Raw genomic sequence first — 22,015 nt, forward strand, 5'->3', positions numbered from 1 at the left:
CGCGGACAGCCTCGACGCGCTGTCCGAAGATGAACTTGCGATGCAGCTGATGCGGCGCCTCGACGGCATCGGCGCCCAGGAGACTTCGTGACCGACACCCGACAGACACCGGACTACGCAGCGCTGCTGAAGCGCTCGCTGCAGGCCATCGACCAGCTCGAAGCGAAGCTGAAGGCCGCCGAGCAATCGCGCCACGAGCCGATCGCGATCGTCGGCATCGGCTGCCGTTTCCCGGGTGACGGCGACACGCCCGAGGCCTTCTGGCGCTTCCTCGAAAGCGGCACCGACGGCGTCACCGAGGTGCCGAAGGACCGCTGGGATGCCGACGCCTGCTTCGACGCCGACCCGGACGCACCCGGCAAGAGCTACACCCGCTGGGGCGGGTTCGTGAAGGACGTCGCCGGCTTCGATGCGCACTTCTTCGGCATCTCGCCGCGCGAGGCGGTCAGCCTCGACCCGCAGCAGCGGCTGCTGCTGGAAGTCGCCTGGGAATCGCTCGAACACGCCGGCATCGCGCCGTCGTCGCTGGCCGGCAGCCAGACCGCCGTCTACATGGGCATCACGACGCACGACTATGCGAACCAGCTGTCCGAGGCCATCGGCTCGCGCTTCGGCGACGCCTACACGCCGTCGGGCACCGCGCACAGCGTCGCGGCCGGGCGGCTGTCGTACTTCCTCGGGCTGCACGGGCCGAACGTCGCGATCGACACCGCCTGCTCGTCGTCGCTGGTCGCGATCCACTGGGCGGTGCAGAGCCTGCGCAACGGCGAGGCCAGCCTCGCGCTCGCCGGCGGCGTGAACCTGACGCTGACCGCCGACGGCTCGATCCTGACCTCGCGCGCCCGCATGATGTCGTTCGACGGCCGCTGCAAGACCTTCGACGATTCGGCCGATGGCTACGTGCGCGGCGAAGGCTGCGGCGTGCTGGTGCTGAAGCGGCTGTCCGATGCGCAGCGCGACGGCGACCGCGTGATCGCGCTGGTGCGCGGCTCGGCGCTGAACCAGGACGGCCGCAGCAGCGGGCTGACCGCGCCGAACGGCACCGCGCAGGAGGCGGTGATCCGTGCCGCGCTCGCGAACGCACGCGTCAAGCCGGACGAGATCAGCTATGTCGAGGCGCACGGCACCGGCACGCCGCTCGGCGACCCGATCGAGGTGAAGGCGCTGCACCAGGTCTACGGCCAGCGCGCGGCCGACACGCCGCTGATGATCGGTTCGGTGAAGACCAACATCGGCCACCTGGAAGCGGCGGCCGGCGTCGCCGGCGTCATCAAGGTCGCGATGGCGCTGCAGCACCGCACGATCCCGCCGCACCTGCACCTGAAGCGGCGCAACCACCTGATCGCGTGGGACGAGATGCCGATCACGGTGCCGACGGTGCCGACGCCGTGGCCTGCCGCCGGCGATCGGCCGCGGCGCGCGAGCGTCAGTTCGTTCGGCTTCAGCGGCACCAATGCGCACGTGGTGCTCGAACAGGCCCCTCCCGCTCCCATTCGCGCTGAGCTCCCATCCCCTCCCGTTCGCCCTGGGCCTGTCGAAGGGCCTGCTCGCACGGCGCCAGGGCTGTTCGTTCTCAGTGCGCAGACGCCTGCCGCGCTCGAAGCCGCGGCGCGACGCCTGGCCGATGCGGCCGGCTCGGCACCGCTCGACCAGATCGCCGCGACGCTCGCGCTCGGCCGCTCGCCGTTCGTCGAGCGGCTCGCGGTCGTCGCCGACAGCGCCGAGGCGTTGCGCGAGCGCCTCGCCGAGTTCATCGCCGGCACCCCGGGCGCCGGCACCGCGCGCGGCCGGGCCGCCGGCGGCACCGTGCCCGAGCTCGTCTTCCTGTTCACCGGGCAGGGCGCGCAATACGCCGGCATGGGCCGCGCGCTGTACGACACCGAACCGGCGTTCCGCGCCGCGCTCGATGCCTGCGAGGCCATCGCCGCGCCGCTGCTCGGCCGCAGCCTGCTCGACGTGATCTGGAACGACGCCGAACGGCTCGACGACACCGCGTTCACGCAGCCGGCGCTGTTCGCCATCGAGTTCGCGCTGGCGCAGCTGTGGCAGTCGTGGGGCGTGAAGCCGACCGCGGTGATGGGCCACAGCGTCGGCGAGTACGTCGCGGCCTGCGTGGCCGGCGTGTTCAGCCTCGCCGACGGCCTGAAGCTGATCGTCGAACGCGGCCGGCTGATGGGCGCGCTGCCGCGCGATGGCGCGATGGCCGCGGTGTTCAGCGACGAGGCCACCGTGCGCGCCGCGATCGCGCGCGATGCGGCGGTGCTGGCCGTTGCCGCGGCGAACGGCCAGCAGAACACCGTGATCTCGGGCCGCACCGACGCGGTCGACGCGGCGCTGGAGCGGCTGTCGGTCGCCGGCATCGAGTCGCAGCTGCTGAAGGTCTCGCATGCCTTCCACTCGCCGTCGATGGAGCCGATGCTCGATGCGTTCGAGGCGGTGGCGGCGCAGGTCGCGTTCCATCCGCCGCGGCTGTTGCTCGCATCGAACGTCAGCGGCCGGCTGGCCGGCGACGAGGTCTGCCAGCCCGGCTACTGGCGCCGCCATGTGCGCGACGCGGTGCGCTTCGGCGAGTCGATCGCCGCGCTGCAGGCCGACGGCCTGCGCGTCTTCATCGAGGTCGGCCCGCAGCCGACGCTGCTGAACATGGCGCAGCGCGGCAGCGCGGTGCCGGACAGCGCGTGGATCCCGTCGCTGCGCAAGGGACGCGACGATGCGCTGTCGATGCTCGACAGCCTCGGCCAGTTGTTCGTGCGCGGCGTGCGGCCGGACTGGACGGCGGTGCAGCACGGACAGCGGCCGCGCGCGACGCTGCCGACGTATCCGTTCCAGCGCGAGCATTACTGGCAGCAGTTCGACGTGCCGGCGCAGCGCGGCGCGGTGGGCCCGCCCCTCGGCGAGACGCGCACCCGGCACGCGCTGCTCGGCGGCACGCTGGCGAGCCCGCTGCCGATCTTCCAGGCCGCGATCGGCCTCGACGCGCAACCGTGGCTGGCCGATCACCGCATCTTCGATTTCACGCTGTTCCCGGCCACCGGTTTCCTCGAACTGATGCAGGCCGCCGCGCGCGAGGTCAGCGGCGGCGACGATGTGCGTCTGCAGGACCTGGCGATCCGCGAAGGCCTGGTGCTGCCGGAGCAGGGCGGCGTGACGCTGCAGGTCATCGTGACGCCGGCCGACGCGCACGCCCGGACGGTGCAGGTCTTCAGCCGCGCCGCCGACGACGCCGACTGGCGCCTGCATGCCAGCGCGACGCTGGTGCCCGACCGTGGCGAGCCGCCGGTGGTGGCCGAAGCATGGCGGCTGGCCGGCGCGGCGCCGCAACCGGTCGCGCCGTACTACGACAAGCTGGCGGCCCAGGGCGCGCACTACGGGCCGGCCTTCCGCGGCATCACCGCGATCTCGCGCGACGGTGGGCAGGTGCTCGGTCGCGTGCAGCTGCCGGACGGGCTGCCGACCGGCGGGCTGGTGCTGCACCCGGCGCTGCTCGACGCCTGCCTGCAGCTGATCGGCCTCGGGCTGCCGTGGGCCGACGAGGCGCTGGGCAGCGACGACATCTGCGTGCCGGTCGGCCTGGCGGGCTACCGCGTGTTCCGCGGCGGCGTCTCGCAGGCCTGGTGCCAGGTGCGCGTCGAGCCGGCCGGGCGCGATGCCGACGTGCTGCGCGCCGACCTGACGCTGCTCGACGACGACGGCGCGGTGCTGGCCGAACTGGCCGGGCTGGAGCTGCGCCGCATCACGCACGAGGCGCTGCAGCGCGTGGCCGGCATGCCGGCGGTGAGCACGGCGCCCGACTGGGCGTTCGAGACCGAGTGGCAGCCCGTGCCGGCGGCCACCGCACGCGCCGAGCCGGCCGGCCGCTGGCTGATCCTCGCCGACCGCACCGGCGTCGGCGCCGGCCTGGCCGCGCGGCTGAAGGCGGAGGGCGCCGGCGTCGCGCTGCTGTACCGCGGCGACGGCTTTGCGGCCTTGCCCGAAGGCTGGCAGGTCGATGCAGCCGACAGCGCACAGATCCGCCGTGCGATCGACGAGGCCGCGCAGGCCGACCCCCGCCCGTTGCAAGGCGTGGTCGTGCTGTGGGCGCTGGTGCCGCCGGTCGCGCACACGCTGGAGGCGATCGAGACCGCGCAGGCCTTGCTGCTCGGCAACCTGCTGCATGCGGCGCAAGCCCTCGGCGATTCGACCGCGCGGCGCTGGCTGGTCACTCGCGCCGCGCAGCCGGTGCAGGGGTCAGTGCCCGACCTGGTGCAGGCCACGGTGTGGGGGCTGGGCGGCGTCATCGCCTCCGAAGCCCCGCTCGCGCGCTGCGTGCGCATCGACCTCGACCCGGTGGTGCGCACCGACGAGGCCGAGCTGCTGTTCGCGAGCGTGTGGCAGGCCGACGACGAAGATCGCATCGCGCTGCGCGACGGCACGCGCCTCGCGGCCCGCCTGGTGCCCGGCGTCTTCGTTCCCGACGACCAGCCGCTGCGCCTCGAGATCACCGAGCGCGGCTCGCTCGACAAGCTGGCGCTGCAGCCGGTGCCGCGCGAGGCCCCGGGCGCCGGCCAGGTCGAGATCCGCGTGGTCGCGACCGGGCTGAACTTCCGCGACGTGCTGAATGCGCTCGGCATGTACCCCGGCGATCCGGGGCCGCTCGGCAACGAATGCGCCGGCGTGATCACCGGCATCGGTCCCGGCGTCGATGACCTGCAGGTCGGCGACGAAGTGATCGCGATGGTCGACCGCAGCTTCGCGACCTGGGTGCTCGCGCCGGCGTCGCTGACGGTGCGCAAGCCGCCGCAGATGAGCTTCGCCGAGGCGGCGACGATTCCGGTGACCTTCCTGACCGCCGAGTACGCGCTGAAGCACCTGGCCGGCATGAAGAAGGGCGACCGCGTGCTGCTGCATGCGGTGACCGGCGGCGTCGGCATGGCCGCCGCGCAGCTCGCGAAGCGGGCCGGTGCCGAGGTCTTCGGCACCGCCGGCTCGCCGGCCAAGCGCGCGCTCGCGCAGCGGCTGGGCGTGCACCATGTGGCCGATTCGCGCTCGCTGGGCTTCGTCGGCGACGTCGACCGCGACACCGGGGGCGAAGGCGTCGACATCGTGCTGAACTCGCTGGCCGGCGATTTCATCCCGGCAAGCCTCGGGCTTCTGAAACCCGGCGGGCATTTCATCGAGATCGGCAAGACCGGCATCTGGGACGCGGACCGCGTCGCCGACGAATTCCCCGGCCGCCACTACCACCCGCTGTACCTCGGCGAGATCGCTGCGGCGCAGCCGCAGTTCGTGCGCGAGATGCTGCAGGAGCTGCTGGCCGATTTCGCGACCGGCGTGCTGCAGCCGCTGCCGCAGAAGCTGTACCCGATCGAGCGTGCCGAAGACGCCTTCCGCTTCATGGGCCAGGGCCACCACGTCGGCAAGGTCGTGATCACGCAGCACCGCGCGCCGCCGGTGCGGCCGGATGCGAGCTACCTGGTCAGCGGCGGGTTGAGTGGCCTGGGGCTGGTCAGCGCGCAATGGCTGGCCGCCGAGGGCGCGCGCCACCTGGTGCTGGTCGGCCGGCGCGCGCCGTCGCCCGAGACGCAGGCGGCGATCGATGCGCTGCAGGCCGACGGCGTGCAGGTGCTCGTCGCGCAGGCCGACGTGGCCGACACCGGGCAGATGACCCGCCTGGTCACGCAGGTCGCTGCGCAGATGCCGCGGCTGCGCGGCGTGATCCATGCCGCCGGGCTGGTCGACGACGGCCTGCTGGCCGAGCTGGACATGCGCCGCTTCGCCCGCGTGATGGCGCCGAAGGTGCGCGGCACCTGGAACCTGCATGAACTCACCGCGAACCTCGCGCTCGATTTCTTCATCGGCTTCTCGTCGGGCGCCGCGCTGCTCGGCTCGCCGGGGCAGGGCAACTATGCGGCGGCGAATTCCTTCGTCGACGCGCTGGCCCACCTGCGCCGCTCGCGCGGCCAGCATGCGCTGAGCATCGACTGGGGCAGCTGGTCGCAGGTCGGCATGGCGGCCGGCATCGGCGAGCAGCACCGCCGGCGCTGGGCCGCGATGGGGCTCGCGATGATCGCGCCGCACGAAGGGGTCGCGATGATGAAGCAGATGCTCGCATCGGCCCGCACGCCGCAGATGGCCGCGATGCCGCTGGTGCGCGCGCGGCTGCCGCGCAACCTCGGGCCGTTCTTCAGCAGGCTGGTGCAGGCCGCGCCGGCGCGGGCCGCGGCGCCGGCCGGTGGCGCGGCGCAGGTCGACATCCTCGCGCAGCTGGCGCAGGCGCCGGTGGACGACCGGCTTGCGCTGCTGGTCGGCTTCCTGTCGGAGCAGATCGTGCGCGTGCTGGCGCTGCCGGCCTCGCACCCGGTGGATCCGCAGCGCTCGCTGATGGAGATGGGCATGGATTCGCTGATGGCGATGGAGCTGCGCAATCGCATCCAGACCGCGCTGAAGGCCAAGGTCGCGGTGGCGGCCTTGCTGAAGGGGCCGAGCATTGCGCAGCTGGCGGCAGCGGTGATGGCGGACATGCCGCTGGCCACCGGGGCGCCGGCAGTCGCTCCGCAGGCCGCGTACGAGGAGGGCTCGCTGTGAAGTCCGCAGGCCGGATGCCCATCCGGGATCTCCGCCAGCGCCCACCCGAATTGGCATCCGGGCTGCGGTTCGCGTTCGCCTTCGCCGTCTTGTGGGCGCTGCTGGAATTGATCGCGTCGCGCCTGCAAGGCGGCTACGACGTGCTGCAGATCGAGGGCTGCCGCTTCGCGGTGCAGCTCGCGTCGATGCTCGCGGTGCAGCGCTGGCGCCGCGATGCACCGCCGTGGCGCACCGGCCGGCCGCTGGCGCAGGGCGTGCGCGCGCTGCTGATGCTCGCGATCCCGCTGTCGTTCGGCGTCGCGGTGCTGCAGGGCGCGTCGCCGCACCTCGCGATGACCGGCCTGTGGGTCGCGCCGGTGTTCGCGCTGCTGCTGGCGCGCGGCTGGCTGCGGTCGAAGGCGCCGCTGCTGCCGTGGATCGCCGCCGCGGCCGGGCTGTGCGCGACGGTCGCGATGCTCGAGCCGGCGCGGCCGCCGACGCTGCAGGCCTCGGTCGTGCCCCTGCTGATGGGGCTGGCCTTCGCCGGCTACCTCGCGTTGACGCGCTCGCTGCGCCACGAGCCGGCGATGACCAACCTGTTCTGGGTCGGCCTCGGCGGGCTGGTCGGCGTGCTGCCCTTCCTGCCCGGCGTGTGGGTGACGCCCACGCTGCACGACGCGCTGGTGTTCGCCGCGCTCGGCGTCGTCGGCTTCGCCGCGCTGTGGCTGCTGGAGCAGGCGCTGCGCCGCGCGCCGCTGCCGTGGATCGCGCCCGCGCTGTACGTGCACGTCGCCTGCCTGACGATGGTGTCGCTGGCGGTGCGCGGGCACCTGCCGTCGCTGCGCATCGCGCTCGGGCTGCTGATGGTCGGGGGCATCGCGCTCGCGCTGTGGCGCGCCGCGGTCGCGCGCGACCTGCCGGCGCAGCAGGCTTCGACAAGCGCGCCGATCGGCGCCCCGATGCGGCTGGAATCGGCGACCGGCCCGGTGCCGCTGGACGACGAGACGAGGCCGTGACGATGGACGTCGCGCCGCTGCACCCCGTGGCCTCGCTCGCGCAGCGCGCGCCGGGCCGCGGCGCGATGCTGCTGCTGGCGCTGTTCGCGCTCGCCTGGGCGGTCGTCGAAGGCGTGTTCGGTGCGCGGCTGCAGTTGCACTACTCGCTGATGCAGGTGGTGTGGTGCCGCTATGCGGTGCACCTGGCCTGCCTGGGGCTGCTCGTCGGCTGGCGCGCGCCGTCGCGGCTGTGGCGCACGCGGCGCCTCGGCTTCCAGCTGTCGCGCTCGCTGCTGATGCTGGTGATGCCGGCCAGCTTCGCGCTGTCGCTCGCGGCCGGCGACCGGCCCGGCACGGTGTGGGCGCTGTTCTGGGTGGCGCCGCTGATGATCCTCGGCTTCGCGCGGCTCGCGCTGGGCGAGCGTGTGCCGCGCTGGGTGTGGGCGGTGGCGGCGATCGGCAGCGGCGTGGCCGCGGTGATGGCCGAGCCGGCGCTGCCTCGGTCGCTGGCCGGCGCGGTGCTGCCGATCGTGATGGCGCTGTCGTTCAGCATCTACGTCGTGATGACGCGCGCGCTGCGCGACGAGCCGGTGCAGGCCAACCTGTTCTTCACCGCGCTCGGCGTGTTCGCGCTGCTGACGCCGCTGATGCCCTTCGTCTGGGTGATGCCCAACCTGCACGATGCGGCGCTGCTGGCCGGCATCGGCATCGTCGGGCTGCTGGCGCTGTGGGCGCTGGACCGGGCCTGCGAACGCGCGCCGGTCGCGCAGGTGGCGCCGACGCTGCATGTGCACCTGCTGTGCATGGCGCTGGTGGAGTGGGGCGCCGCCGGCGAGGCGTTCACGCACCGCGACCTGCTCGGCGCGGCGTGGATCGGGCTCGCGCTGCTGGCGCTGTGGTTGTGGCAATCGGCTCTGGAAAGGACCCCTGCGACGTGACTCAAGTGACTCCGGTGACCGACCTGCTGTCCGCGCTGGCCGCGCAAGGGGTGCTGCTGTGGTTCGAGGGCAGCCGGCTGCGCTTCCGGGCGCCGCAGGGTGCGCTGTCGGCCGAGCAGCGCGCGCAGATCGGCGCGCGCCGCGACGAGGTGCTGGCCGCGCTGCGCGCGCAAGCGGCGCAGCAGCAGCGCATCGCGCCGCTGTCGCACCCGCAGCAGGCGCTGTGGTTCGTGCACCAGGAGCAGCCCGACAGCGCGGCCTACAACGTGGTGTTCGCGCTGCGCGTGCTGTCGCCGGTCGACGAGGCCGCGCTGCGCCAGGCGCTGCAGGCGCTGGTCGACCGGCATGCGGTGCTGCGCACCACCTACGACATGATCGACGGCCTGCCGCGCCAGCGCATCGCCGGTACCGGCGTGGCGGTGCTCGACGTGCATGACGTCGCAGGGCTGGGCGACGCCGCGCTGCGCCAGCGCCTCGACGCCGACGCCCGCCGCCCGTTCGACCTGGTGCACGGCCCGGTGATGCGCAGCGTGCTGTACCGCCGCGCGGCCGCCGACCAGGTGCTGCTGCTCGCGATGCACCACATCGCGATCGACGGCTGGTCGCTGCTGATGCTGCTGGAAGAGTTCCGCGCGCTGCTGATCGAAGCCAGCGGCGGCGCACCGGCCGGGCTGCCGCGCGTCGAGCTGCAGTACGCCGACTACACCGGCTGGCAGGCCACGATGCTGGCCGGCCCGCAGGGCGAGCAACTCGCCGCGTACTGGACGCGCCAGCTCGCCGCGCCGCGCGCCGAGATCGAGCTGCCGCCCGATCGCCCGCGGCCGCCGCGGCGCAGCGGGCAGGGCGCCACGTTCGACTTTCATGTCGACGCGGCCACCACCGCACGGCTGAACCAGCTGGCGCGCGACGAGGGCATGACGCTGTACGTGCTGCTGCTGGCGGCGTTCAAGGCGCTGCTGTTCCGCCACACCGGTTGTGAAGACGTGATCGTCGGCACACCGACCTTCGGCCGCACGCAGCCGGAGTTCGCACGCGTGATCGGCGACTTCGTGAACCCGGTGGCGCTGCGCTCGCGCGTGCATGCCGGGCTGCCGTTCCGCGCGCTGATGCAGCAGGTGCGCGGCACGCTGCTGGAGGCGCTGGACGCGCAGGAGTACCCGCTGTCGCTGCTGGTCGAGCGCCTGCAGCCGGTGCGCGATGCGAGCCGCTCGCCGCTGTTCGAGACCATGTTCGTGCTGCAGCGCTTCGAGCAGTTCCGCGAGCTGAACGACCTGCTGGTCGCCGGCGCGAGCGACGTGCCGGTCGACTTCGCCGGCTGGCGCGTGCTGCCGTATGCGATGGCGCAGCAGGAAGGCCAGTTCGACCTCGGGCTCGGCCTGATCGACCGCAGCGATGCGCTGTCGGGCGCGTTCAAGTACAACCCGTCGCTGTACGACCGCGCGACGATCGAAAGGCTGTGGGCGCACTACCGCGTGCTGCTCGACGGCATCGTCGCCGACCCGGCGATGCCCATCGGCCGGCTGCCGCTGCTCGACGCGGCCGAGCGTGCGGCGGTGCTGCCGCCGGTGGCCGCGGTCGCCGCCGACGTGCGGCCCATTCACCATCGTTTCGAAGCCCATGCCGCGCGCACGCCCGACGCGACCGCGCTGCGCTGCGACGGCACTTCGATGTCGTACGGCGAGCTGAACCGCCGCGCGAACCAGGTGGCGCACCGGCTGCAGGCGCTCGGCGTGGTGCCGGGCACGCGCGTCGGGCTGTGCGCCGAGCGCTCGATGGCGCTGGTGGTCGGGCTGCTCGCCATCGTGAAGGCCGGCGGCGCCTACCTGCCGGTCGACCTGTCGTACCCGGCCGAGCGGGTCGCGTTCATGCTCGGCGATGCGCAGGCGTCGGTGATGCTGACGCAGACGGCGCTGCTCGCGCAGTTGCCGCAGCACGCCGGCACGACGCTGTGCCTCGACGACCCGTCGCTCGCCGACGCGCCGGCCGGCAATCCGGCGAGCCCGGTCGGCGCCGACGACTTGGTCTACGTGATCTACACCTCCGGTTCCACCGGCCAGCCGAAGGGCACGCTGCTGACGCACCGCGCGGTCGACCGGCTGTTCAGCGCGACCGCCGGCTGGTTCCACTTCGGTCCGCAGGATGTGTGGACGCTGTTCCATTCGGTGGCCTTCGATTTCTCGGTGTGGGAGCTGTGGGGCGCGCTGGCGCACGGCGGCTGCCTGGTGGTCGTGCCGCAGGCGGTGAGCCGCTCGTCGGAGGCCTTCCTGCAGCTGCTGCACGACGAGCGCGTCACGGTGCTGAACCAGACGCCGTCGGCGTTCCGGCAACTGGTGCAGGCCGATGTCGACAGTGGCGCGCCGCGGCGCACCGCACTGCGCGAGGTGGTGTTCGGCGGCGAGGCGCTGGAGCTGCAGGCGCTGCGCCCGTGGTTCGAACGCCATGGCGATGCGCAGCCGCGGCTTGTCAACATGTACGGCATCACCGAGACCTGCGTGCACGTGACGTACCGGCCGATCGTGCGGGCCGATGTCGACGCGCGCGCCGGCAGCGTGATCGGCGTGCCGATCCCCGACCTGCGGGTGCGGCTGCTCGATGCGCTGATGCAGCCGGTGCCGGTCGGCGTGACCGGCGAGATGCATGTCGGCGGGCCGGGCCTCGCGCTCGGCTACCTGAACCGGGCGGAGTTGACGGCCGAGCGTTTCGTCGACGATCCGTTCCACCCCGGCGCGCGGCTGTACCGCAGCGGTGACCTCGCGCGCTGGCGCGTGCGGCCTGCCGACGGTTCGCTGGAGCTGGAGTACCTCGGCCGCATCGACCACCAGGTGAAGATCCGCGGCTTCCGCATCGAGCTCGGCGAGATCGAGGCATTGCTCGCGCAGCAGCCCGGCGTGCGCGAGAGTGCGGTGCTGGCGCGCGAGGACGTGCCGGGCGACCAGCGGCTCGTCGCGTACGTCGCCGGCACCGCCGAGGTCGACGCGCTGAAGCAGGCGCTGCGCGAACGGCTGCCCGACTACATGGTGCCGGCCGCGTTCGTCGCGCTGCCGACGCTGCCGCTGACCGGCAACGGCAAGGTCGACCGGAAGGCGCTGCCGGCGCCGGCGGGGCTGGCCGCGACGGCCGCGCGGTGCGTCGAGCCGCCGCAGGGTGGGATCGAGCCGGGCCTCGCGGCGATCTGGCGCGACGTGCTCGGGCTGGGCGATGCCGGGATCGGCCGTCACGACAACTTCTTCGAACTGGGCGGGCACTCGCTGCTCGCGACGCAGGTCACCGCACGCATCCGGCAGGCCTTCGACCGCGGCTTCGTGCTGCGCACGGTGTTCGAACGGCCGGTGCTGCACGAGCTGGCGCAGGCGATCGAGGCGGGCCGCGCGCCCATGGCGGCGAGCGGGGCGATCCCGCGGCTTGCTGGCGACGGCCCGTCGCCGTTGTCGTTCGCGCAGGAGCGCATGTGGCTGCTGCACGAGCTGGCACCGGAGAGTTCGGCCTACAACATGCCGGTCGCGCTGCGGCTGCACGGCGCGCTCGACCGCGCCGCGCTGGAGCGGGCGCTCGATGCGCTGGTGCAGCGCCACGAGACGCTGCGCACGACGTTCGCGATGGTCGACGGCCGCCCGCTGCAGACGGTGCAGCCGCACCGGCCGGTCGCGCTGCCGTTCCACGACCTGCGCCCGCAAGGCCGGCAGGCCGAGGAGGCCGCGATCGCACTGGCGACCGACACCGCGCGCGCCTACTTCGACCTGGTGCACGGGCCGGTCTTCCGCACGCTGCTGGTCCAGGTGGCCGACGACGAGCACCTGCTGCTGCTCGCGATGCACCACATCGCCGGCGACCAGTGGTCGTACGGCGTGCTGGGCCGCGAGTTGGCCGAGGCCTATGCGGCATTCCGCCGCGGTGCGGCACCGGCCTGGCCGCCGCTGGCGCTGCAGTACCGCGACGTCGCGGTGTGGCAGCGCGAGCGCTTCCGGGGCGAGCTGCTGGAGGCGCAGCTCGGCTACTGGCGCCGCCAGCTCGACGGCGTCGCGCCGCTGCTGCTGCCGACCGACCACCCGCGGCCGACCATCCTGTCGGACCGCGCCGCGTGGCATGCCGACGTGCTGCCGCCGGCGCTGATCGCGTCGCTCGAGGCCTTCAGCCGCGCGCACGGCTGCACGTTGTTCATGACGCTGTTCGCCGCGTACGTGACGCTGCTGCACCGCTACAGCGGGCAGGCCGACATCGCGGTCGCGGTGCCGATCGCCAACCGCGAACAGCGCGAGGTCGAAGGGCTGGTCGGCGGCTTCATCAACACGCTGGTGATGCGCAGCACCTGCCGCGACGAGCTGCCGTTCGCCGAGCTGCTGGCGAACGTGCGCACGACCGCGCTGGAGGCGTATGCGCACCAGGAGCTGCCGTTCGCGAAGCTGGTCGAGGAGCTGCGGCCGCTGCGCGGCCCGGCGCTGCCGCCGCTCGCGCAGGTGCTGTTCACGCTGCAGAACGCGCCGATGAGCGGCATCGAGTTCCCGGGGTTGCAGTGGGAGCCGGTCGCGATCGACCGCGCTGCGGCACCGTTCGAGCTCGGGCTGTACATCGAGGCGGCCGTCAGCGGCAGCGTGCTGTTCGAGTACTCGACCGAGCTGTACGACGAGCCGACGATCCGCCGCATGGCGGGGCACTACCGCACGCTGCTCGAATCGCTGGTGGCGGCGCCGGCCGTGTCGCCGGCCACCGCGCTCGCGAAGCTGCCGATGCTCACCGCCGACGAGCGGCGCTGGCTGCTGGTCGAGATGAACGGCACCGCCGCCGCGCATGCCAACGACGTGTACCCGCGCCTGTTCGAGGCGCAGGTCGCGCGCAGCCCCGCGGCCGAAGCGGTGCGCTACGAGGGTGCGTCGCTCACCTATGCCGCGCTGAACGCCCGCGCGAACCGCGTGGCGAACCGGCTGCGCGCGATGGGCGTCGGCCCGGGCAGCCTGGTCGGCGTGTGCCTGCAGCGTTCGCTCGCGCTGGTGGTGGCGCTGCTCGGCGTGCAGAAGGCGGGTGGGGCCTACGTGCCGCTGGACCCGGGCTTCCCGGCCGAGCGGCTCGCCTACATGCTGGAAGACAGCGGCGCGACGGTGCTGGTGGCCGGCGGCGACGCGGCCGACGGCATCGCGCTGCCGCCCGGCGTGCAACTGTTGGACGTGCTGGCCGACGCCGTCGCGCTGGGCGCGGGCAGCGAGGACAACCTCGCGAGCACGCCGGCGCCCGGCGACCCGGCCTACGTGATCTACACCTCCGGCTCCACCGGTCGGCCGAAGGGCGTGGTGGTGCCGCACGGCGCGCTCGCGAACTTCCTGCATTCGATGCGGCGCGAGCCGGGGTTGCAGGCCGGCGACGTGCTGGCTGCCGTGACGACCGTCTCGTTCGACATCGCCGGGCTGGAGCTGTACCTGCCCTGGCTGGTCGGCGCGCGGGTCGAACTGCTGCCGCGCGAAACGGCGGCCGATGGCGTCGCGCTGGCGGCGGCGCTGGCGGCCAGTGGCACGACGGTGCTGCAGGCGACGCCGGCCACCTGGCGACTGCTGCTCGAAGCCGGCTGGACCGGCGGGCCGGGCTTCCGCGCGCTGTGCGGCGGCGAGGGGCTGCCGCGCGAGTTGGCCGATGCATTGCTGGCGCGTGTCGGCGAACTGTGGAACCTGTACGGGCCGACCGAGACGACGATCTGGTCGACCGCCGAGCGCGTGATCGGCGGCGGTGCACCGGTCACCATCGGCCGGCCGATCGACAACACGCAGGTGCATGTGCTGAGCCGGGCCGGCGAGCTGCAGCCGGCCGGCATCCCCGGCGAGCTGTGGATCGGCGGCGCGGGCGTGGCGACCGGCTACCACCGGCGGCCGGAGCTGACGGCCGACCGCTTCATCGCCGACCGGTTTTCGGCCCAGCCGGGCGCGCGGCTGTACCGCACCGGCGACCTCGGCCGCTGGACCGCGCAGGGCCGGCTGGAGCACCTCGGCCGCATCGACCACCAGGTGAAGATCCGCGGCTTCCGCATCGAGTTGGGCGAGATCGAGTCGGTGCTGGCGGGGCACGGGGCGGTGCGGCAGTCGGTGGTGATCGCGCGCGAGGCGGGGCCGGGCGACCTGCGGCTGGTGGCCTACGTCGTCTACCAGCCCGGCGAGGACCTGACCGTCAGCGAGGTGCGGCGCCACCTGCGGCGCGAGCTGCCGGACTACATGGTGCCGTCGCTGGTGGTCGCGCTCGACGCGATCCCGCTGACGCCGAACGGCAAGGTCGACCGCAGTGCGCTGCCCGACCCGTTCAAGAACGTCGCGCCGGTGGCGGCCTACGAGCCGCCGGCGCCGGGCCTGGAGCGCTTGCTGGCCGATGTGTGGCAGCAGACGCTGCAGATCGAGCGGGTGGGCGCCGAGGACAACTTCTTCGAGCTGGGCGGGCATTCGCTGCTGTCGCTGCGCGTGGCGGTGGCGGTGGAGCAGCGCACCGGCTGGCGCATGGATCCGCGCGTGCTGTTCTTCCAGACCCTTCGCCAGGTCGCGGCTGCGGGCGCCGCGCATGTTTCCACGGACCTTTCGGACCCCTTGCCCAGCCCATGAACCCATTCTTCTTCGGCACGCGGCAACGGCGGCTGTTCGGCGTGTACAGCCCGGCGCGGGCATCGGCTTCGGGCAGCGGCACGCGCGCCGTGCTGCTGTGCGCGCCGTGGGGCCAGGAGTACCTGCGTGCCCACCGCGCGATCAAGCAATTGGCGACCTTGCTGAACCAGTCCGGCGTGCACGTGCTGCGCTTCGACTGGTTCGGCACCGGCGATTCGGCGGGAGAGATGCTCGATGCGAGCCTCGCCGGCTGGCAGGGCGACATCGAGACAGCGATCGACGAGCTGAAGGACACGACGGATGCAGCGCGCGTCGGGCTGGTCGGGTTGCGGCTGGGCGGTACGCTGGCGGCGAGCGTCGCGGCACGGCGGCGCAAAGACGTCGATAGCCTGGTGCTGTGGGACCCGGTGGTGTCGGGCGAGGCGTATGTGAAGGAGCTGCTGGCCGACGCGCCGGCCCGCAAGGCCGAGCACGGCGGCGGGCACGAGGTGATGGGCTTCGCACTGGGCGAGGCAATGGCGGCGGAGCTGCGCGGCCTCGTGCTGCCGCACGCGGAACTGCCGGCGCGCACGCTGGTGGTTCGCTCGGTGCCGGGCGAGGCCGTCGGTGCGGTGCCGACCGAGCAGGTCGAGGGCCAGCCCGCATGGCTGGAGGATCACCACTCGGGGGCCGGCGCGGTGCCGGTGAAGGTGTTGCAGCGCATCGCGCAATGGTGGAGCTGATGGTGAACGAACAGGTGCTGCTGATGGGCCCGCGCAAGGCGCTGGTGGGCATCGTGACGCCGGCGGCGGACGGCGCCGCGGCGTCGCCGGACCGGCCGGCGGTGGTGGTGCTGAACTCCGGGATCATCCACCGCGTCGGCGCGAACCGGATGACGGTGCAGCTGTGCCGGCAGCTGTCGCAGCAGGGCGTCGACGCGGTGCGCTTCGACCTCTCGGGCATCGGCGACAGCGAGCCGCGCGACGACGGGCTGGGGCTGCTGGAGGCGAGCCTGACCGACATCAAGGAGGCGCTGGACACGCTGGAATCGGCACGCGGTTTCAAGCGCTTCGTGCTGGTCGGGCTGTGCTCGGGCGCGGACCATGCGGTGGTCTACGCGGGGCGCGATGCACGGGTGACCGGGCTGGTGCTGCTGGACCCGTCGATCCCGCACACGCCGCGCTACTACCTGAACCACTACGCGCGGCGCGCGACGCGGCTGAGCAGCTGGATGAACATCGCGCGGGGGAAGCATCCGCTGTGGCAGGCGCTGGGGCAGCGGATGGGTGGCGGTGCGCATGGCGCAGAGCCGGCCGAGGTGGACCCGCGGGCCGACCTCGATACGCCGCAGGCGAAGGCGTTCCTGACCCAGGCGTACGCCGCCGCGCAGGCGTCAGGCAACCGCTTCCTGGTGGTGCTGACGGCCGAGCGCGAGGACCAGCACAACTACCGCGAGCAGCTGCTGGATGCGTTTCCCGATGTGTCGTTCGGAGACCGGCTGCAGCTGGAGTACTGGGAGGACACGGACCACACGTTCACGCCGGAAGCGAGTCGGGAGCGGGTGATCGGGCGGATTGCGCAATGGGTGCCGGCGGGAGCCGATTGAACCCGGGGCCGGGCTGATGGACCGGCTTGCCAGACGTACCTTCGCAGGAGTGATCGGACACTGCGGGTGACAAAGCCGGTTGCGAGAGTCGCTTGCATTGAGCGGTTCATTCGCAGCTGTCGCGTTGGGAATCGCTGTATTTGGTCATCAGCGTCCCAATGGATTTGGTCAATGTGGAATACGCAGTATGAGCAGTGGGATTCAAGGCAGGAGTCGGTCGAGGAGGTTGTCCACGGCAACGCAGCGGGGCAAGGCCGCAGAAGGCGGCACGATGAGGAAGCAGGGGCATCGTGGTGTGCCGCTGGCCCGTTCCAGAGCCGGTGTCTGCTGGCACGCGCTGGCCGAAAAGAACAAACCCAAAGCAGGACCTGTTGCTGCCCTGTTGGAAAACGGAATGTCAAAGCTGGCAGCAGACCTGAACGATGGCAAAGATGTTCACAAAGCAGTTGTTCATTTCTGGGCGCGGTTCGAAAGAGGACTGGAAAGTCGAAACATTTGTCTTGCGTCAACGCCCGATGAGGAGAAGTTGAACCAGGCCATGACAAAGTTTGCGGCGACGGTCCGCCGTGCCGCTGGATACCGGGAGGCCAGCGCCGCGTGGCTGACATGCAAGCATGCAGTTGCTTATTTCAAAGAGGACTTGTCCGAGGCAGGCGTTTCCGCGCTTGTGGAAACTCCGGTCACCGGGGCAGTCTTCCTTTCGGCGGAAGGATTGTCACTCCATGCGGCCGCCGATGAGCTTCAGTATGAAGGCGACTCTTGGCGTTCTTTGAATGGAACGGGATGCATAAGCGAGCATCGCGATGGACTCCTGAAGCGATTTAAATTGGTTCCGTGCATGGACAAGCAATTGGAAAAGTCCGCTTTGCAGGAAATAGAACGCTTCGCGAAGTCGAGTCACGAGATGCAAGACGCAAATGCGTACGGTCGTTTGTTGTTGGACTTCGAATACGCTCTCGCGTGCATTTCTCTTCAACAGCGCGGACTAACCAAGGAACGGGCGCAATCGCAACTTGAGAGGACTAAAAAATTCGTTCTGCAAGCTGTTCCCTGATGATCCATCGGCGACCTCCTGGGCTGAGACCAAGCCTGACGGTCTGGAGGCTGGCTTCGGCACGTGGGTGCGGATGTAGCGATGCGATATCCGATTCGAGGTTGGAACTTCAACTTGCCAGTCAAGCAGGTCGGGCGCAGGTTGGACGCATCAGGCATTGCGAAGTGGCCGGCCGCGAGCAGTTGCTGGATGCGTTTCCCGATGGGTGCCGTTTTAGGCGGGAGCCGATAGAACCTCGGGATGTGGGCACGGACACGAGTGGGCAATGCGTTGGGCGATTTGCCGAAATCGGCGGAGAGGAAGTTCCGCAGCGCTCGTTTTTTTTGCCGGTGTGTGTTGGCAGAAAATTCTTGGTCGGGACCGGAGAGACGAGCAATTTGCCAGAGACGTTGCGGGCCGCGAGGTTGATATTCCCTTCAATGGCAGGGCGGCAAGCATCACTGACAACCTTGGGCAGATAAATGAGCAGTTTCAAGGCAGCCACGAGGATTCATCCTTGGCAGATGAAGCATTGAGCAGCTGAACTCGGCAAGACTGAAACAGGGCGTGCCAGGCCCGTTGCTGCGAAGGGCCGTTGCCTGCGCGTCGGGATGCCTGGTTCCCGCAACTCGTCCGCAAGCAACACGCCGATCTCGTCCAAGGTCGGTCGCGTTACGTCCGGCACGGGTATCGAATACGAGACTTTCAGTCGCTGAAGTATCGATTCGACATGTCGTGATCGCTCAGAACTCCAGGTTGTCGATCAGGCGCGTCTGCCCCAGCCGGGCCGCGCCCAGCGCAACAAGTGATCCCGGCGCGTCGCCGGCGGCAGGCGCCAGCAGGTCGGCGCGCCGCCGCACCGTCAGGTAGTCCGGCTGCCAGCCGCGCGCGGCGAGTGCCGCCATCGCGTTGACTTCGAGTTGTGCGAGCGGCCGCTGGCCAGCGTTGACTCCATCCGCCAGCGCCCGCAGGCTGCGCGACAAGGCTACCGCCTCCCCTCGCTCTGCTGCGCTCAAGTACCCATTGCGCGACGACAACGCCAGCCCATCCTCCGCCCGACTTGTTTCCCCGGCCTCGATCGAGATCGGCAGCGCGAACTGCTGCGCCATCTGCCGGATCACCATCAGCTGCTGGTAGTCCTTCTTGCCGAACACCGCGACGCGCGGCTGCACGCAGGCGAACAGCTTCATCACGACGGTGCACACGCCGGTGAAGAAGCCCGGCCGGAAGTGCCCTTCGAGGATGTCCGCCAGCGCCGCATCGGGCACCACCTTGAAGCTCTGCGGCTGCGGGTACAGCTCGTGCTCGTCGGGCGCGAACACCAGGTCACAGCCGGCGCCCTGCAGCAGCTCGCTGTCGCGGGCCAGCGTGCGCGGGTAGCGGTCGAAGTCCTCATGCGGCGCGAACTGCAGCCGGTTCACGAAGATGCTCGCCACCACCGGCAACCCGTGCCGCTTCGCTTGCCGCACCAGCGCAAGGTGGCCCTCGTGCAGGTTGCCCATCGTGGGCACGAAGGCGCACGCACCGGGCGTGCCGAGGGCCGAGCGCAGGTCGGCGATCGTGTGGACTGTCTTCATCGGTGGGTCAACCCAGGAACATCAATAACCGTGGAGTGTGTCGTCGGGGAAGCGGCGGGCCTTCACATCGGCCACGTAGCGCGTGATAGCGTCGCCGATGCCCGCACTGCCTTCCATGAAGTTGCGCACGAAGCGCGGCAGCTTGCCCTGCGTGATGCCGAGCATGTCGTGCAGCACCAGCACCTGGCCCGAGCAGGCCACGCCGGCGCCGATGCCGATCACCGGGATGTCGAGCGCGTCGGTGATCTGCTTGGCCACCGCCGCCGGCATCAGCTCGAGCACCAGCATCGCCGCGCCGGCATCGGTCAGCTCGCGCGCATGCTTCAGCAACGTGGCCGCGGCTTCGTCGTTGCGACCCTGGATGCGGTAGCCGCCCAGCGCATGCACCGATTGCGGCGTGAGCCCCAGGTGCGCGCACACCGGGATGCCGCGCTCCACCAGGAAGCGCACCGTCTCGGCCGTCCAGCCGCCGCCTTCGAGCTTCACCATCTGCGCGCCGGCCTGCATCAGCACCACAGCACTCGCGAGCGCCTGCGCCGGGCCCTGCTGGTAGCTGCCGAACGGCAGGTCGCCGATCAGCCACGCCCCGCGGTTGCCGCGGGCCACGCAGCGCGTGTGGTACGCCATCTCGTCGAGCGTCACGGGCAGCGTGCTCGCCTGGCCCTGCAGCACCATGCCCAGCGAATCGCCGACCAGCAGGCAATCGACGCCGGCCGCATCGAGCAGCCGCGCGAAGCTCGCGTCGTAGCAGGTCAGCATCGAGATCGGCTCGCGGGCCGCGTGCATCTCACGCAGCCGGTGCAGCGTCACCGCCTTGCGGCCGGGCGCCGGTTCGGTGGTGGGATGCGAGCTCATGCGGGGCGCATCCCCAGCTTGTCGAGCAGCGCGCGGTCGGCCTGCACGTCCGGGTTGCCGGTGGTCAGCAGCTTGTCGCCGTAGAAGATCGAATTGGCGCCGGCCGTGAAGCACAGTGCCTGCACCGCCTCGCCGAGCGCCTGGCGGCCGGCCGACAGGCGCACGCGGGCCTTCGGCATCGTGATGCGCGCCACCGCGATCGTGCGCACGAACTCCAGCGGGTCGAGCTGCGCCGTGCCGTGCAGCGGCGTGCCTTCGACCTGCACCAGGTTGTTGATCGGCACCGATTCCGGGTACGGGTCGAGGTTGGCCAGCGCGCCGATCAGGCCGGCCCGTTGCGCCCGCGTCTCGCCCATGCCGACGATGCCGCCGGCGCACACCTTGACGCCGGCGCCGCGCACGCGCTGCAGCGTGTCGAGGCGGTCCTGGTACTGGCGGGTGCGCACGATGTCGCCGTAGAACTCCGGCGCGGTGTCGAGGTTGTGGTTGTAGTAGTCGAGGCCGGCGTTCTGCAGCTGCTCGGCATGGCCGTCTTCGAGCATGCCGAGCGTCGCGCAGGTCTCGAGGCCCAGCGACTTCACCGCGGCGACCAGCTCGGCCACCTTCTCGATGTCGCGGTCTTTCGGGCCGCGCCACGCGGCTCCCATGCAGAAGCGCGAGGCACCGGCGGCCTGCGCGCGGCGCGCGGCGTCGAGCACGGCTTCAGTTTCCATCAGCTTGCCGGCTTCGACGCCGGTGTCGTAGCGCGCGGCCTGCGGGCAGTAGCTGCAGTCTTCGGGGCAGCCGCCGGTCTTGATCGACAGCAGCGTCGACAGCTGCACCTCGGCCGGGTCGAAGTGTTCGCGATGCACGGTCTGCGCGCGGAACATCAGCTCGGTGAACGGCAGCTCGAACAGGGCTTCGATGTCGGCCACCTGCCAGCGGTCGGTCGGCGCGGCTTGCGGGGCGGCGCGGGTCACGAGGTGGACGGGGGCTTCGTGGATCGTCATGCGCGGGGTCGGGCAGTGAGGGTGGCGCAGTCTAAACGCCCGACGGCCCCAAATTGGTCAGGCCAATTCGGGCCGATACTTCAGGCGGGTTGATAGGCCAGCCGCACGTAGATCGGCGCAAACGCTTCCGCCTGCGTGATCTCCAGCAGGTGCTCGCGCGCCAGTTCGAGCATCGCGATGAATGTCACCACCAGCACCTGCGGGCCGCGGGTCAGGTCGAACAGCTCCTCGAACATCGCGAAGCGCCGGCCCTGCAGCCCGCGCAGCACGATGCTCATGTGCTCGCGCACGCTCAGTTCCTCGCGGGTGATCGTGTGGTGCTGGTTCAGCTTCGCGCGCTTCAGGATGTCGGCCCAGGCGGCGCGCAGCTCGTCGATCTCGACGTCGGGGAAGCGCGGCGTCAGCGACTGCTCGATGGTCACCTGCGCGCGCAGGAAATCGCGGCCCAGCACCGGCAGGCGGTCGAGCGCGGCCGCGGCCAGCTTGATCTGCTCGTATTCCAGCAGCCGGCGCACCAGCTCGGCGCGCGGGTCCTCGGGCTCCTGGCCTTCGGCGACCTTCTTCGGCGGCAGCAGCATGCGCGACTTGATCTCGATCAGCATCGCCGCCATCAGCAGGTATTCGCTGGCGAGCTCGAGGTTGGTCTTGCGGATCTGGTCGACATACGCCAGGTACTGGCGCGTCACGCTGGCCAGCGGGATGTCGAGGATGTTGAAGTTCTGCTTGCGGATCAGGTAGAGCAGCAAGTCGAGCGGGCCTTCGAAGGCCTCGAGGAAGACCTCCAGCGCATCCGGCGGGATGTACAGGTCGGTCGGCATCGTGAACAGCGGCTCGCCATACAGGCGCGCCACCGCGACGTGGTCGACCACATGGGGCACTGCCGCATCGGGCGCGGCCTGCGCCAGGGCGTCTTCGCTCACGAGGGGAATCC

At 71.3% G+C, this 22,015-nt stretch carries 12 protein-coding genes (1 of these 12 cut by a window edge); 8 read left to right on the forward strand and 4 right to left on the reverse strand.

The features are described from left to right. From FHT26_RS05945 to FHT26_RS05980, 8 genes are all read left to right on the forward strand, one after another. Positions 1–91, forward strand: the end of a protein-coding gene (locus FHT26_RS05945; RefSeq protein WP_168559249.1) for a type I polyketide synthase. Its footprint begins 5,687 nt before the window's first position; 91 of the gene's 5,778 nt are visible here — the last part of the coding sequence; the start codon falls outside the window, past its left edge; its stop codon occupies positions 89–91. Further along, positions 88–6,564: an SDR family NAD(P)-dependent oxidoreductase gene (locus FHT26_RS05950; protein ID WP_168559250.1), complete on the forward strand. Its 6,477-nt coding sequence runs from the start codon at positions 88–90 to the stop codon at positions 6,562–6,564. Before FHT26_RS05945 ends, FHT26_RS05950 begins: the two co-directional genes overlap by 4 nt. Positions 6,565–6,653: 89 nt before the next feature. Next, a complete protein-coding gene (locus FHT26_RS05955; protein ID WP_168559251.1) occupies positions 6,654–7,559 on the forward strand; it encodes a DMT family transporter in 906 nt (301 codons plus the stop codon). A 2-nt stretch (positions 7,560–7,561) separates the two neighbouring features. Further along, the gene (locus FHT26_RS05960) at positions 7,562–8,476 is read left to right on the forward strand and encodes a DMT family transporter (protein WP_168559252.1); all 915 of its coding nucleotides are present in this window, start codon (positions 7,562–7,564) and stop codon (positions 8,474–8,476) included. Then, complete coding sequence (locus tag FHT26_RS05965) at positions 8,473–15,045, forward strand: non-ribosomal peptide synthetase (protein WP_168559253.1); 6,573 nt, start codon at positions 8,473–8,475, stop codon at positions 15,043–15,045. The genes FHT26_RS05960 and FHT26_RS05965 overlap by 4 nt, the downstream gene beginning before the upstream one ends. Beyond that, positions 15,042–15,767: an alpha/beta fold hydrolase gene (locus FHT26_RS30290; protein ID WP_168559254.1), complete on the forward strand. Its 726-nt coding sequence runs from the start codon at positions 15,042–15,044 to the stop codon at positions 15,765–15,767. Before FHT26_RS05965 ends, FHT26_RS30290 begins: the two co-directional genes overlap by 4 nt. After that, a complete protein-coding gene (locus tag FHT26_RS05975) occupies positions 15,767–16,630 on the forward strand; it encodes an alpha/beta fold hydrolase (protein WP_168559255.1) in 864 nt (287 codons plus the stop codon). Before FHT26_RS30290 ends, FHT26_RS05975 begins: the two co-directional genes overlap by 1 nt. 271 nt (positions 16,631–16,901) lie before the next feature. Then, positions 16,902–17,684, forward strand: a complete 783-nt coding sequence (locus tag FHT26_RS05980) for an aminopeptidase (protein WP_168559256.1) — start codon at positions 16,902–16,904, stop codon at positions 17,682–17,684. A 722-nt stretch (positions 17,685–18,406) separates the two neighbouring features. On the opposite strand, the gene panC is transcribed toward FHT26_RS05980, so the two are convergent. The 4 genes from panC to FHT26_RS06000 all read right to left on the reverse strand — a co-directional run bounded on the left by panC (position 18,407) and on the right by FHT26_RS06000 (position 22,004). Then, on the reverse strand, positions 18,407–19,240 hold the full coding sequence (gene panC / locus FHT26_RS05985) for a pantoate--beta-alanine ligase (protein WP_168559257.1): 834 nt from the start codon (positions 19,238–19,240) through the stop codon (positions 18,407–18,409). Positions 19,241–19,261: 21 nt separating this feature from the next. Beyond that, on the reverse strand, positions 19,262–20,095 hold the full coding sequence (gene panB, locus FHT26_RS05990) for a 3-methyl-2-oxobutanoate hydroxymethyltransferase (protein ID WP_168559258.1): 834 nt from the start codon (positions 20,093–20,095) through the stop codon (positions 19,262–19,264). Beyond that, a complete protein-coding gene (gene bioB / locus FHT26_RS05995; protein WP_168559259.1) occupies positions 20,092–21,084 on the reverse strand; it encodes a biotin synthase BioB in 993 nt (330 codons plus the stop codon). Before bioB ends, panB begins: the two co-directional genes overlap by 4 nt. An 80-nt stretch (positions 21,085–21,164) precedes the next feature. Beyond that, positions 21,165–22,004, reverse strand: coding sequence for a segregation and condensation protein A (locus FHT26_RS06000; protein ID WP_349238098.1), 840 nt, complete (start codon positions 22,002–22,004; stop codon positions 21,165–21,167). Between the last annotated feature and the right edge of the window lie 11 nt (positions 22,005–22,015).

The sequence above is a fragment of the Rhizobacter sp. SG703 genome (genome assembly GCF_012275445.1).
Taxonomy (GTDB): domain Bacteria; phylum Pseudomonadota; class Gammaproteobacteria; order Burkholderiales; family Burkholderiaceae_C; genus Rhizobacter.

Excerpts from the sequence above, each read along its gene's own strand:
- FHT26_RS05960 (WP_168559252.1), top strand. The coding sequence starts at position 7,562 with ATGGACGTCGCGCCGCTGCACCCCGTGGCCTCGCTCGCGCAGCGCGCG.
- FHT26_RS30290 (WP_168559254.1), top strand. The coding sequence starts at position 15,042 with ATGAACCCATTCTTCTTCGGCACGCGGCAACGGCGGCTGTTCGGCGTG.
- FHT26_RS05975 (WP_168559255.1), top strand. The coding sequence starts at position 15,767 with ATGGTGAACGAACAGGTGCTGCTGATGGGCCCGCGCAAGGCGCTGGTG.
- FHT26_RS05980 (WP_168559256.1), top strand. The coding sequence starts at position 16,902 with ATGAGGAAGCAGGGGCATCGTGGTGTGCCGCTGGCCCGTTCCAGAGCC.
- panC (WP_168559257.1), bottom strand. The coding sequence starts at position 19,240 with ATGAAGACAGTCCACACGATCGCCGACCTGCGCTCGGCCCTCGGCACG.
- panB (WP_168559258.1), bottom strand. The coding sequence starts at position 20,095 with ATGAGCTCGCATCCCACCACCGAACCGGCGCCCGGCCGCAAGGCGGTG.
- bioB (WP_168559259.1), bottom strand. The coding sequence starts at position 21,084 with ATGACGATCCACGAAGCCCCCGTCCACCTCGTGACCCGCGCCGCCCCG.